We start from the raw sequence: 11,991 nt of genomic DNA on the forward strand, positions 1-11,991 counted from the left end.
CGCTGCCCTGAGGGGTAAGGGGGTGGATCGTGTACGCGCGTTCCACCACGATCAACGCCAAGCCGGGGTCGATCGACGCCGGCATCGCGCAGCTGCGTGACGAAGTGATGCCCGCGATCCTGGAGATGGACGGCTGTATCGGGCTGTCCATGCTGGCCGACCGGGAATCAGGACGCTGCATCGCCACCAGCGCCTGGCAGTCGGAGGAGGCGATGCGGGCCTCCGACGAAGAGCTCCGCCCGATCCGCGAGCGGGTCGCCGACATGATGGGCGGCGGCAGCCCCACGGTGGAGGAGTGGGAGATCGCAGTACTGCACCGTGACCACCGCTCCGTCCAGGGCGCCTGCGTCCGCGCGACCTGGGTCAAGGTCGACCCGGACAACCTGGACCGGTCGATCGACGTCTACAAACTGGCGTCACTCCCGCGGCTCGAGGACCTGGCCGGCTTCTGCAGCGCCAGCCTCCTCGTCGACCGCGCTACCGGCCGTGCGGTCTCCTCCGTCACGTACGACAGCCAGGAAGCAATGGACAGCAACCGCGAAGCCGCCGCCTCCATGCGCTCCGCCACCACCAAGGAAGCCGGCGCCGAAGTCCTGGACGTCTGCGAATTCGAACTCGCAATAGCCCACCTCCGAGTCCCCGAACTCACCTGACCCGGCCACCATCCAACACAAAGCACGGCCCGGACCCCTCCGGGCCGTCGCTCATGCAACCCACCCTCCCCGCACAGCACGACCCCACGCGCACCCGCACAACACGACCCCACGCGCACCCGCACAACACGGCCCACGCACATCCAGCCGGCACCGCCCCCGCGCCCTGCCCCCACCACTGCCTCGCACCCCCTCGCGCAGCACAGCCCGCTCGCGCTTCCTCGGTTGGAAGGCTGCTGGGGTCAGTCCATGGTGTCGAGGTGGGCTTCTAGGGCGTCCAGGCGGGTTCGCCAGAGGTCGCGGTAGGGCTCGAGCCAGGCGTCGATCTCGGCGAGTGGGGCTGGGCTGAGGCGGTACCAGCGGCGCTGGGCGTCCTGGCGGACCTCCACCAGGCCGGCGTCCCGCAGTACCTTCAGATGCTTCGAGACCGCGGGCTGGCTGAGTGAGAGTTCTTCGACGAGGTCGCCGACCGGGCGCTCGCCGGAGCGCAGCAGGTCCAGGATCTCCCGCCGCCGCCCCTCCGCCAGCACCTCAAACGTACTTGCCATATGAGGAATATACGTCCGCGATCACGCGAGCGGGATCAGAAAGCGTGGCCGAACGTCGCCGTGAAGGCTTCCTCGAAGAGCGTGCGCAGATCGGGCCTGCCGTCCTCGGCGGCCCAGCGGAGTACGGCGATGTGGAGTACGCCGAGGCACGCGCTCGCCGCAGCGCGAGCCTGGAACTCCAGCGCGGGGTCCTCGGATCCGGCGCACAGCGCGGTGACGAGGGCCTCTTGGGTGGCGTACTGACTGTCGAGATGGCGAGCCCGGAGCGCCGCCGTCGAGATCATCAGCCGCAGCCGGGCGAGGTGGAACTCCCGATCGGCGATCGCCTGGTCGTAGGTTGCCGCGAGGGTTCGGGCGATGCGTACGACGAGCGGCTCGTCTGCTGGGAGTTCAGTGATGGTCGCGGCGGCCACCTGGTCGAACTCGTCGTACAGAACCAGATCTTCCTTCGTGGCGAAATGCCGGTAGACCGTCATCGCCGAGACGCCGGCCGCAACAGCGACGTCGTTCACCGTGGTCGCGTCGTACCCGCGGTCCACGAACAGCCGGATCGCGTGCCGCTGGATCGTGGTCCGCGTCTCGGCTCGGCGGCGCTCCCGGATGGTCATGTGTTAGATTCTAACAACTTGTTAGTTTCTAACACTTCTAGGGGTCGCAATGAGTGCGGATCTGAGTGGCAAGGTCGCGCTGGTGACGGGCGCGTCGAAGGGCATCGGGCGTGCGATCGCGGAGCGGTTGGCGGCGGACGGGGCCGAGGTGGCGGTGCACTACAACCGCGACAAGGAAGGCGCCGCCGAGACGCTGGAGCGCATCGGGCGTGGGTTCTTGATCGGGGCTGAACTCGGCGTGCCCGACGACGTCGACGGGTTGATCGCGCAACTCGAGTCCGGTCTCGATGGGCGACCGCTGGACATCCTGGTCAACAATGCGGCCGCACCTCCGGCAGGACCGATCGAGACCGACACCGTGGACCAGTTCGATCGTCTGATCGCGGTGAACGTGCGAGCGCCGTACTTCCTGATCCAGCAGGCCCTTCCGGTGTTGCGCGACGGTGGCCGGATCATCTCGATCACCTCCGTCGCCACCCGCATGGCGAACCCGATCCAGACGTCCTTCGCCATGACCAAGGGCGCCCTCGAGACGATGACCCTCACACTGGCGCAATCGCTGGGCGCCCGCGGCATCACCGTCAACGCCGTCGCCCCCGGCGCAACCGAAACCGACGCGAACGCAGCACTGTTCGAGACCCCAGGCCTGACCGACGCCATCACCGCCCTGACCGCACTCGAACGGCTCGGCCATGCCGAGGACGTCGCCGATGTCGTCGCGTTCCTCGCCTCCGACAACGCCCGTTGGATCACCGGCCAAACCATCGACGCCACCGGCGGCCTCTTCCTAGGCCCCCGCGTCGCCTGCCCCCACCCCACCGCCCAAGCCCACCCCGCCGCCCAAGCCCCCGCCCCGCCCAACCCGCCGGCCAAGCCCGCGCCCCCGCCGGTGGGCATGGGAGGGAGGTTGGGTGTGCGGCTAGTTGGTGAGGTAGGTGACTACGGCTTGGATTCGGCGGTTGTAGCCGGTGCCGTGGGTTAGGCCTAGTTTGTCGAAGATGGCGTTGGAGTGTTTCTCGACGGCGCTGGAGGAGATGAACAGGCGCTCGGCGATGCCGGTGTTGTTGTGGCCTTCGGCCATGACGGCGAGGACTTCGCGTTCGCGGGCCGTGAGCTTCTGCAGCGGATCGGCGTGGGTGGTACGGGACAGGAGTTGGCGGACGACCTCCGGATCCAGCGCGACGCCGCCGGAGCCGACTCGCTCGAGGGCTTCGAGGAACTCCTCGACGCGCATGACCCGGTCCTTCAGCAGGTACCCGATCCGGTCCTGGCCTGAGGTGATCAGTTCGCTCGCATACGACTTCTCGACGTACTGCGAGAGAACGAGAACGCCGACGGACGGCCACTTCTGGCGGATGGTGAGTGCGGCGCGGAGTCCTTCGTCGGTGTGGGTCGGCGGCATCCGGACGTCGACGCAGACCACGTCCGGAAGGGAGCTGGCATCGGCGGCTGCGCGGACCGCGTCGACCAGCGCATCCCCGTCGCCGACGGCGGCCGGGATCTCGTGACCTTCCTCCAGCAGAAGGCGCATGAGTCCTTCCCGCAAGAGCGTCGAGTCCTCCGCCAGTATCACTCGCATGGGAACTCCGCTTGGATCGTCGTGGGACCACCGGGTGGACTGCTGATCGTGAGGTGACCGTCGCCGGCTGAGACTCGTCCGGCTAGTCCGGTGAGGCCGCGGCCGTGAGGGTCCGCGCCACCGCGGCCGTTGTCGGCCACGGTGATCAGTACGTGCGAGTTGTGGCCTGGTGTGTCGTCCGCGGCGCAGAGTCGTGATCGGGTCAGCGTCACGTCGACCTGGGTGGCGTCGGAGTGCTTGGCGGCGTTGGTGAGAGCTTCAGAAATGACGAAGTAGGCAACGGTCTCGATTCCTGCGGGTGGTCGGTCGGGCAAGTCGTAGTGCAGTCGGACGGGGATGCTGGAGCGTTCGGCGAGGACTCCGATGACATCGCGGAGCCCGAGTTGGTCGAGGACGGTTGGGTAGACGCGCCAGGCGACGTCGCGCAGATCCGCAAGAGCCTGCTCGGACTCCTCGTGGGCCTGGCGGACCAACTCCGCAGCGTGCGCCGGATCGCGAGTACGGCGGGCGCGACTGAGGAGCAGGCCGAGAGCGACCAGGCGTTGTTGCACGCCGTCGTGCAGATCACGCTCGATCCGGCGGCGCTCGTCGTTCACCACCTCGACCACCTCGGCCCGGCTCACGGTCAGCTCCGAGATCCGGCGGGTGAGGGTCTCCTCGACGGACGGCACCAGGTAGCGACGGGCGAGTCGCGCGTCCAGATCGACGATGCCGATGAGTCCCATCACATTCAGGTAGAGCAGCAGGGCTCCGGGAACCGCGGCGATCAGCAGCGTCGCGGTGCTGACCCGGCCGGCGCTCTCGATGAAGCCCCACGTCCCGTCCAGAGCCCAGGCGCTGATCATCGTCCCCGCGACGACGAGCCCGTACAGAAGTAGCAGCACCACGAGGCCGCCCAGCCCGCCGATCGCCCAGCGTCTGAGGATGTAGTCGTACGCCGAACGATCGGAATACGGACCGAGATCCCGGATGGTGTGGAAGGTGGCGAGGCGTCGCTGCTCCATCGTCGCAAGTTGCCGTGCGCAACGATGAATGGACACCTCCATCGAGCGCCGCGCGCGTGGCGTCGCGACGACCGGAACCAGCGCGAGCGCTGACAGAAGCACGAACAACAGCTCGACGACAGCCGTGAGCGCGCCGGACATCAGACCCGCCAGGGTCGCGATGCTCCGTCGCAGGAGGCTGTGTCGTGGCTGCATGCCCGCAAGAGTAGTGGGCACAGGACGAGAAGAAACTGGGGCTTTCCGCAGTTATGTACTGTGGAAAATCCTCTCGCAAGACGGCGGTTGGCCTCAATGTGCGGACACCTTCGCGGGCCTAGCGTCGTCGACATGTTCACGACGAATCAGGTGATGATGACCGCGCTGCAGGCGACGCAGGAACCGACCGGAGGTGTGGCCGGATGGGCGATCGGCCTGATGGAGAAGCTCGGTGCGCCGGGTGCCGGGCTCGCGGTGGCGCTGGAGAACCTGTTTCCACCGTTGCCCAGCGAGGTGATCCTGCCGCTGGCCGGGTTCGCCGCCAGCCGCGGTGATCTTGGGCTGGTCAGTGCGATCCTGTTCACCACGATCGGCTCGATCGTCGGTGCGCTCGCACTGTATGGCGTGGGTGCGGGGCTGGGCCGTGATCGGACCAGGGCGCTGGCCGGGAAGCTGCCGCTGGTCAAGGTCGAGGACGTCGACAAGGCCGAGGACTGGTTCAACCGGCATGGGCTGAAGGCGGTGCTCATCGGGCGCCTGGTGCCGGTGGTGCGAAGTCTGATCTCAGTGCCGGCAGGTGTGGAGCGGATGTCGGTGCCGCTGTTCATGACGCTGACCGCGATGGGCAGCCTGCTCTGGAACTCGTTGCTGATCGTCGCCGGGTATCAGCTCGGTGAGCGGTGGCACGTGGTGGAGTCGTCGGTGGGCGTCTTCCAATGGGTCGTGCTCGCGGGTGCGGTGGCGGCTGTCACGTGGTTCGTGGTGGTCAAGGTTCGGGCCGGGCGTTCAGAATCTGAGAAAGTCAAGTAGCAAGCTCGACTTTGGCTAGTCTCGATCCATCACTTGCCGAGCTCAGGAGATGGGTCAGATGCCCTCAGTCGCGTTCGAACCGCAGGTTGTGCCGGATCCGCCGGTGTGGCCGCAGTCTGTCGTCACCGTGGTCGGCAACCCCAGGGCTGGTTCGCGGACGGCGGTGGCTGCCGCATCCGTTGCCGAACTGCTTGCGTCCGAGCTCGGTACGCCGTACCGGATCGATGAACTGGTCGACTTGGTGACGTTCGCGCCGGCGATCTTCCAGGGGGAGAACGCGGGGCAGGAGGAGCGGGCGGCGCTGGAGCACGCGATCGATCTGGTGTCGTCGGCGTCTGTGATCGTGGTCGCGACTCCCGTGTACAAGGGAAGCTATACCGGGTTGCTGAAGAGCTTCCTGGATGTGTTGCGGCCGCAGGCGTTGGCGGGGGCGGTAGTGGTGCCGGTCACAGTGTCCGCGGCGCCCAGCCATAAGTTGCTGGCGGATCAGCACCTGCGTCCGGTGCTGGCGGAGTTGGGGGCGAGTGTGCCGGTGCCTGGGGTGATCCTGGAGGAGCGGGATCTCGAGGATCTGCAGGTGGTGCTGTCCGGCTGGATCCGCGACAACGCAGGCATCGTCCAGGCCACCACGATCGCGTTGCAGCCGGTGGCGGAGCCGACGCCGGCGAAGTAGGTCAGTTCGCACACGCCGGGTGGGTGAATGGTGCCTGATCGGGCCGGGTGGGCCCGGGTGGTGCGGGCTCGGGTGCGGGTGCGGGTGCGGGTGCGACCGCCGCCGGGGGGCTCGCAGCAGGACCCCGAGAACGCGCGTGCTGCGGTCGGCTGGCGTGGGAGTTGGGGGCCGGAGGGCTGGGAGGCAGTGCCTGTTCTTCGTGGCCGAGTTCCATTCGCTGCAGGGGCGGGGCGAGGGGGTGCGGATCAGTACGTCGTAGTTCCGGGCCGGGGTGCTGATCGGGGAGTGAGTCGGAGCTACGTGGGGCAGGAGTTGCCGACTTATGTGCAGAGCACATGCCAAGTGCGCTGCAGCCTGCCGTGGACGGTCGATGGATGGTGACCGTGCTGGCCGGTGCGGGAATGCGGATCGAGCGGCTGGAGGAGTTGCCGGTCGTCCTGCGGCGGCGAAGCATGGCGATGGTGTAAGGCCTCCTCATGCGCGGCCCGGCGATCGTCGGCAGGCGATCATCGGCAGGCGGCAGGCGGCAGGCGGCAGGCGGCAGGCGGCAGGCGGCAGGCGGCAGGCGGCAGGCGGCAGGCGGCAGGCGGCAGGCGGCAGGCGGGAGGCGGCAGGCGGCGGGTTGTGGCGCGTGCCCGGGGGGCCGGTCCGTTCCTCGTCACGTGTTGGCGGGGGAGAGGTGAAGGGGGTCGGTGGCTAGAATCGTCGGGATGTCGGGGTTGATCGCTGGAAGGGCTGGTGCCTGTGGGTAGGGCGCGGACGCTCGCGCAGGTGTACCGGCAGTTTGGTGAGGTCGACGCCGTCGGCACATCGCCGCTGTATGAGCGTGTTGCTGTCGCCCTGAGTGAGTCCGACGAGGCGCTGCGCGCTATCGAGGCGGCGCCGGCGCGCAAGCGGCAGCCCACGGTGATCCTCGCCGCGCTGCATGATCTCGCCCTTGCCGGACGGGCCCCGGAGCTCGCCGCGGCCTATGGCGCTGGGGATGGCGATGCTGCCGCGGGCGCGGCGATCGACACGCTGCTGCGAATGACTGACTTGGTCGTGGCTACCGCCGTGCGCCGGCCGACGCGGACGATCGAGACTGGGCGCTGCGCTGTGCTGTATCCGGCTATTGCCGAGGCGGCTCGCCGGGTGGGCGCGGATTCGGTGGGGCTGGTTGACGTGGGGTGTTCGGCTGGGCTCAATCTCCAGGTTGATCGCGTTGGCATCGCGTATAGCAACGGACAATCGTTGGGCGACCCGTCGTCTCCTGTGCAGGTGTCGACTTCGATCGTGGGAGACCGGGCCATTCCGACGCGGGCGATGCCCGAGGTTGTCGCCCGGGTTGGCATCGACCTCGATCCGGTCGACGTGACGGACGCGGATGAGGCCCGGTGGTTGCACGCCTGCGTGTGGCCGGATCAGCCGGAGCGGGTCGCGAGGCTCGAGGCGGAGTTGGCGTTGGCGGCGATGGCCCCTCCGGTGCTGCTGCGGGGTGACGCCGTCGATGTGTTGCCTGACGCCGTCGCTCGGGTGCCTGCGGACGCGTTGCCTGTCGTCACTACGACGTGGGCGCTGTCGCGGTTCTCGCTCGAGAGTCGGCTGCGCTTCCTGCACCGTCTTGACGAAGTGGCGGCCGGGCGGGCGGTGGCGTGGGTGTCAGCGGAGGGGGTCGGAGTTGCGCCGACGATCCCGACATTTGGCGATCGCCGCGCGTCTGGGCACAGCATCATCGGGCTGGCGGTGTTTGACGGGTCGGTGATGCATGCCGAGGCCGTTGGCCGCTGCTGGTCGCGCGGGCGCCTGATGGCGTGGTTGGCAGACTCCTAGCGGCCGGCTGGCGGCTGTCTGGCGATCCGGATCCGTTCCTGCTCGCGTGTTTGGCGGGCAGGGCTAGGTGGGTGCCCTCGGAGGAGGACACCCACCTGGCTGCGGGAGTTAGTCGGCGTGGGTGGGTTGGGTGGGGGAGTGGCGGAGGGTTGTGGTGGCGGGGAGGAGGGTTGAGGTGAAGGTGAGGGCGCCTGCGGCTCCTACGATCACCAGGTAGATCCACAGCGGGCCGGTCGGGATGGCCGAGTCCGAGACCTTGGCGGAGTACGGGAGTAGGCAGGCCAGGGCTACCAGGGTGCCTAGGGTGATGCCGCTCAGCCAGATCAAGGTGCTTTCGGTGGTCAGCATGCGGAGGACCTGGGCGCGGGTGGAGCCGGTCAGGCGTTGGAGGGCGAACTCACGGCGCCGGCGCAGGGTGGTCGAGACCAGGGTGTTGATGACCGAGACCGCGGTGTACGCGATCAGCATGCCGACGAGCATGTAGTTGATCCAGGCCTGCGTCTGCAGGTCTTCGGCGTTCGAGGCGACCAGATTGTCGCGGTCCGCGACCTGTACACCGGGGTGCTTGGCGGCGAGCGCAACCAAGGCCGGACGTACGTCGCTCCCAGGCTCGGAGCGGATCAGGATCTGCTTGGTCAGACCGTCCGTCGTGTGAGCGGCGACAAGGGAAGCCGGCAGCACGATGGATTCGTAGCCGCGCTCGGCCGCGAACAACGCGACCACCCGCAGCGTCACTGATGCTCCGTCGCCCATGGTCATAGTGATCTCCGAGCCGACCCCGCGATCGAGCTTGGCTGCCACGTACTCCGGCAGTGCCACGGTCGACCCGACAAGGCCCGACAGCGATCCGGCCGTCAATCGGACCGGCGCCGTACCGTCCTGACCTTGGGCGTCCACCCCGAGCAGGGGAGCGCCCTCCTCGTCGAAGGGAGCGTTGCGCGGTTCGTCGATGACGCCCGTACTGCGGACGAAAGCCGATGCGCTCGCCACACCGGCCACCTCGCGCACCTGGTTCAGCAGCGCTGGTGAGAGGCCCGCTTCGGAGACCAGTACGGCGTCCGCGCGCAGATCCCGGGTGAAGGATTCGGAGGCAGCCTGGACCTGTGTGGTCTGCATGTACAGGTTGGCGGTCGAGATGCCGACGGCAAGCATCACCGGCATCACCGCGGCTGACATCGCCACCGAGCGGGCCGAGACGTTGAGGATCGCGAGCCGTCCGTTGACCCGGGTCAGCGCCTGCACCGGCCAGCGCCACAGCAGGAGAACCGCCTTGGTCCAGAACGGGCCGAGCAGTGCGACACCGATCGCCCAGCAGAGGATCGACGGCCCGGCGGTCGCACCCGCGAGCGGACCGGTCATCACTGTCGCGGTGACGATCAGCAGAGCCAGACCGCCACCGAGGAACAGCAGACCGAAGAGCAGACGCACCCAGCTGAACCACTTCCGCTGCAGCGACGCCTCCATCAGCGCTTCGACCGGGCGGATCTTGGCCGACTTGCGGGCCGCGATCAGAGCGGCGCCGATGGTCGCGAGTACGGCGGCTCCCGCGCCGGCGGCGAACGGGATCAAGCCCTGGGAGAACTCGACGACCGGAGAGGCGACACCGTGCGAGCCGAGTTGCTCGAAGAGGAAGCGGCCGAGGAAGACACCGGGTACGGCGCCGAGCAGCACGGCCGGGATCGACACGAGCAGGGCCTCGCCGAGGATCATCCGTCGTACCTGGCCTGGCGTCGTACCGATGCCGCGGAGCAGGGCGAACTCGCGTTCGCGGTGCTGGGCGGAGAGAGCCAGCGCGGACGCGACCACGAACATCATCGTCATCGTGGCGATACCGCCGAACGAGCCGGCGATCGAGATCAGCGCGACCCGCTGCGACTCCCCGCCGATGTGCTCGGCCAGGCCGCGGTCGATCCCGGTGCGGACGGTGATCCCGGCGTCGAGCGCCTCGATCCGGTCCCTCACCGCGTCGACATCGGTGCCGGGGGCAACCAGTACGCCGACGTCAGCGAAGCTGGTCGGATTGTCGACAAAGCGCGCGGCCTCGCGGTCGGAGAAGAAGCTGTGACCCGTCGGACCCGCGGCCAGACCGCTGACGGTGAAGGTCGCAGGCTCGCCTTTGATCAGGAAGGTGACGCGATCGCCAACCTTCACATCGGACCCCGTGGCAACGACCTGACCGGCCCGAGGAGCGCGGCCCGAGGTCAGTCGGTACGGCGCCAACGCCGCACTCGACCAGTTGTGACCCTCGGTAGCACCCGCCCCGACGGCAGCGAACGTGTAGTCGCCGATCGCGGCCGAAACGCCTTCTACAGAAGAAATCTTGGCCACCACCGAAGCCGGGACACCGACGCGTTCGGGCAACACCGTCGCGTCCTCGGCGCCGGGCCGAAGGTGAGACTGCTTGCCGGTGACAACGATCGGGGCGGCAGCGAGGCGTTCCGGTTCGACGTTGGAGCGGATGCCGGTCTCCATCAGACCACCGCAGGCCATCACGATCGCCGTACCGAAGACGACCGCGACGAACGTGGCGACGAAGCCGCCCTTGCGGAATCGCAGAGTGCGGACAGCCAGCCGCATCATCGGGCCACCGCCATGGACAGCCTGGAACGGGCGCCGAGGTGGGTCATCCGGTCGGCGACCTGCTCGGCGGTCGGGGCGGTCAGGCTGCCGGCCAGTACGCCGTCGGCCAGGAAGACGACCTGGTCGGCGTACGAGGCGGCGACCGGATCGTGGGTGACCATCACAACGGTCTGCCCTTGGGTGCGCACCGGCTCGCGGAGCAACTCGAGGACATCGGCCGCGGTCTGGGTGTCGAGGGCGCCGGTCGGTTCGTCGGCGAAGATCACGGCGGGGCGCGCGACCAGGGCACGGGCGATCGCGACGCGCTGCTGCTGACCGCCGGAGAGTTCGCCCGGACGGTTCTTGTGGCGATCGCCGAGTCCGACGCGGTCGAGCACCTCGCGGACCGCGGTGCGGTTGGCGCGGCGGCCGTCGAGTTCCTGCGGCAGGCAGACGTTCTGCCAGACCGTCAGCGCGGGCAGCAGGTTGAACGACTGGAAGACGAAGCCGATGCGCTCGCGGCGGAGCTCGGTGAGCCTGCGTTCGTTGAGGCTGGCAAGGGGTTGGTCGTCGATGTGGACGGTGCCCGAGGTCGGATGGTCGAGGCCGGCGGCACAGTGCAGGAACGTGCTCTTGCCGGATCCGGACGGACCCATCACCGCGGTGAACGTGCCGCGGGCGAAGCTGATGGAGATGCCGTCGAGGGCGGTGACGGCGTTGCCCCCGCGGCCGTAGACCCGTCGTACGTCGTGCAGGACGACCGAGTGCTCGCTCCTGCTCACAACTTGCTGCTTGCGCCTCATGCGCCGGCTCCTTGCGTCTTCAGGTGGACGCCACTGACGCTACGGAGCGCGAGCCGCGGTCCCCAGGGTGCTGGACCGCCGTCGATGGTGGGTGAAACTCCCCCTACGGCTGGAGCAAAGCGCGCAGTCCGGCGGTGTAGGTGTCGGGGGAGACGTCGCCGATGAGGAGGCGTTGCAGGATGAAGCCGGGGAGGAAGCCGAAGAGCACCTGGGCGATGTAGCGGGGGTCGACGGAGGCGTCCACGGTGCCGTCGGCCTGGGCACGACGGGCCACGGCCTCGAAGTGACCGCGGAGCTGGGTGTACTTGCCCTGGGCGGTCGCCATGATCACCGGATTGCGCAGCGCCTCCGCCCAGGCCTGGATCGCGACCCGGGTCACGTCGCCCCCGGGGCGCTCGGCGACCGCGACGATGTGGTTGAGCGCGGCCTCCAGGGCGGCCAGCGGGCTCAGCGGCTCCTCGGTCGCGAGGATCTTCTCGAAGAGCTCGTCGACCGTGCTGAGTGCTTCCTCGGCGATGGCCGCGACGATCTCCTCCTTGCTCTTGAAGTACCCGTACACCGCCCCCGCGGACAGCCCGGACGCCCGGATCACGTCGGCCATCGTCGTCTTGTGGAAACCCTGCTCGACCACGCACAGGCGGGCCGCCGCCACGATCTGCTGACGGCGGGCCAGGCGATGTTCCTCGGTGACCTTCGGCATGTCCGGAACATAAAACGAATGTCCGTTCTTGACAAGTCGCCACCTCGCGG

At 68.5% G+C, this 11,991-nt stretch carries 13 protein-coding genes; 6 read left to right on the plus strand and 7 right to left on the minus strand.

The window, feature by feature from the left end; translation table 11 throughout:
• Nucleotides 1-29: 29 nt before the first annotated feature.
• Nucleotides 30-653: an antibiotic biosynthesis monooxygenase family protein gene (locus ACGFIF_RS27140; RefSeq protein ID WP_393158271.1), complete on the plus strand. Its 624-nt coding sequence runs from the start codon at nt 30-32 to the stop codon at nt 651-653.
• A gap of 242 nt (nt 654-895) precedes the next feature.
• Here the strand turns inward: ACGFIF_RS27140 and ACGFIF_RS27145 are convergent, their stop codons facing one another.
• On the minus strand, nt 896-1,201 hold the full coding sequence (locus ACGFIF_RS27145; protein WP_393158272.1) for an ArsR/SmtB family transcription factor: 306 nt from the start codon (nt 1,199-1,201) through the stop codon (nt 896-898).
• 35 nt (nt 1,202-1,236) lie between these two features.
• Entirely contained in the window at nt 1,237-1,809 is a 573-nt protein-coding gene (locus ACGFIF_RS27150) for a TetR/AcrR family transcriptional regulator (RefSeq protein ID WP_393158274.1), read from the minus strand.
• Between the two features lie 49 nt (nt 1,810-1,858).
• On the opposite strand from ACGFIF_RS27150, the gene ACGFIF_RS27155 reads away from it, so the two are divergent.
• Nucleotides 1,859-2,791, plus strand: a complete 933-nt coding sequence (locus ACGFIF_RS27155) for an SDR family oxidoreductase (protein WP_393158275.1) — start codon at nt 1,859-1,861, stop codon at nt 2,789-2,791.
• On the opposite strand, the gene ACGFIF_RS27160 is transcribed toward ACGFIF_RS27155, so the two are convergent.
• Both ACGFIF_RS27160 and ACGFIF_RS27165 read right to left on the minus strand, forming a co-directional pair.
• Nucleotides 2,729-3,388: a LuxR C-terminal-related transcriptional regulator gene (locus ACGFIF_RS27160; RefSeq protein WP_393158276.1), complete on the minus strand. Its 660-nt coding sequence runs from the start codon at nt 3,386-3,388 to the stop codon at nt 2,729-2,731. The genes ACGFIF_RS27155 and ACGFIF_RS27160 overlap by 63 nt on opposite strands.
• Nucleotides 3,379-4,587, minus strand: a complete 1,209-nt coding sequence (locus ACGFIF_RS27165) for a sensor histidine kinase (protein ID WP_393158278.1) — start codon at nt 4,585-4,587, stop codon at nt 3,379-3,381. Before ACGFIF_RS27165 ends, ACGFIF_RS27160 begins: the two co-directional genes overlap by 10 nt.
• 132 nt (nt 4,588-4,719) lie before the next feature.
• Between ACGFIF_RS27165 and ACGFIF_RS27170 the strand changes: the two genes are divergently transcribed.
• The 4 genes from ACGFIF_RS27170 to ACGFIF_RS27185 all read left to right on the plus strand — a co-directional run bounded on the left by ACGFIF_RS27170 (nt 4,720) and on the right by ACGFIF_RS27185 (nt 7,879).
• On the plus strand, nt 4,720-5,397 hold the full coding sequence (locus ACGFIF_RS27170) for a DedA family protein (protein ID WP_393158279.1): 678 nt from the start codon (nt 4,720-4,722) through the stop codon (nt 5,395-5,397).
• 58 nt (nt 5,398-5,455) lie between these two features.
• Nucleotides 5,456-6,070 carry an NADPH-dependent FMN reductase gene (locus tag ACGFIF_RS27175; protein ID WP_393158281.1) on the plus strand — a complete coding sequence of 205 codons (615 nt, stop codon included), beginning with the start codon at nt 5,456-5,458 and terminating at the stop codon, nt 6,068-6,070.
• A 335-nt stretch (nt 6,071-6,405) separates the two neighbouring features.
• Nucleotides 6,406-6,537: a hypothetical protein gene (locus ACGFIF_RS27180; RefSeq protein ID WP_393158282.1), complete on the plus strand. Its 132-nt coding sequence runs from the start codon at nt 6,406-6,408 to the stop codon at nt 6,535-6,537.
• Nucleotides 6,538-6,841: 304 nt separating this feature from the next.
• Nucleotides 6,842-7,879: a DUF2332 domain-containing protein gene (locus ACGFIF_RS27185; RefSeq protein WP_393158284.1), complete on the plus strand. Its 1,038-nt coding sequence runs from the start codon at nt 6,842-6,844 to the stop codon at nt 7,877-7,879.
• A gap of 108 nt (nt 7,880-7,987) precedes the next feature.
• Here the strand turns inward: ACGFIF_RS27185 and ACGFIF_RS27190 are convergent, their stop codons facing one another.
• The 3 genes from ACGFIF_RS27190 to ACGFIF_RS27200 form a co-directional block, all read right to left on the minus strand.
• The gene (locus tag ACGFIF_RS27190; RefSeq protein WP_393158285.1) at nt 7,988-10,459 is read right to left on the minus strand and encodes an FtsX-like permease family protein; all 2,472 of its coding nucleotides are present in this window, start codon (nt 10,457-10,459) and stop codon (nt 7,988-7,990) included.
• Nucleotides 10,456-11,241, minus strand: a complete 786-nt coding sequence (locus ACGFIF_RS27195; RefSeq protein WP_393158286.1) for an ABC transporter ATP-binding protein — start codon at nt 11,239-11,241, stop codon at nt 10,456-10,458. Before ACGFIF_RS27195 ends, ACGFIF_RS27190 begins: the two co-directional genes overlap by 4 nt.
• A gap of 103 nt (nt 11,242-11,344) precedes the next feature.
• Complete coding sequence (locus ACGFIF_RS27200; protein ID WP_393158288.1) at nt 11,345-11,941, minus strand: TetR/AcrR family transcriptional regulator; 597 nt, start codon at nt 11,939-11,941, stop codon at nt 11,345-11,347.
• Between the last annotated feature and the right edge of the window lie 50 nt (nt 11,942-11,991).

Origin of the sequence: Kribbella sp. NPDC049174 (genome assembly GCF_043197365.1) — a bacterium.
In the GTDB taxonomy this organism is placed as follows: domain Bacteria; phylum Actinomycetota; class Actinomycetes; order Propionibacteriales; family Kribbellaceae; genus Kribbella.

Bases quoted from the DNA above. Each gene is read 5' to 3' on its own strand.
- ACGFIF_RS27145 (WP_393158272.1), bottom strand. From the start codon at position 1,201: ATGGCAAGTACGTTTGAGGTGCTGGCGGAGGGGCGGCGGCGGGAGATC.
- ACGFIF_RS27150 (WP_393158274.1), bottom strand. From the start codon at position 1,809: ATGACCATCCGGGAGCGCCGCCGAGCCGAGACGCGGACCACGATCCAG.
- ACGFIF_RS27155 (WP_393158275.1), top strand. From the start codon at position 1,859: ATGAGTGCGGATCTGAGTGGCAAGGTCGCGCTGGTGACGGGCGCGTCG.
- ACGFIF_RS27160 (WP_393158276.1), bottom strand. From the start codon at position 3,388: ATGCGAGTGATACTGGCGGAGGACTCGACGCTCTTGCGGGAAGGACTC.
- ACGFIF_RS27165 (WP_393158278.1), bottom strand. From the start codon at position 4,587: ATGCAGCCACGACACAGCCTCCTGCGACGGAGCATCGCGACCCTGGCG.
- ACGFIF_RS27170 (WP_393158279.1), top strand. From the start codon at position 4,720: ATGTTCACGACGAATCAGGTGATGATGACCGCGCTGCAGGCGACGCAG.
- ACGFIF_RS27175 (WP_393158281.1), top strand. From the start codon at position 5,456: ATGCCCTCAGTCGCGTTCGAACCGCAGGTTGTGCCGGATCCGCCGGTG.
- ACGFIF_RS27180 (WP_393158282.1), top strand. From the start codon at position 6,406: ATGCCAAGTGCGCTGCAGCCTGCCGTGGACGGTCGATGGATGGTGACC.
- ACGFIF_RS27190 (WP_393158285.1), bottom strand. From the start codon at position 10,459: ATGATGCGGCTGGCTGTCCGCACTCTGCGATTCCGCAAGGGCGGCTTC.
- ACGFIF_RS27195 (WP_393158286.1), bottom strand. From the start codon at position 11,241: ATGAGGCGCAAGCAGCAAGTTGTGAGCAGGAGCGAGCACTCGGTCGTC.
- ACGFIF_RS27200 (WP_393158288.1), bottom strand. From the start codon at position 11,941: ATGCCGAAGGTCACCGAGGAACATCGCCTGGCCCGCCGTCAGCAGATC.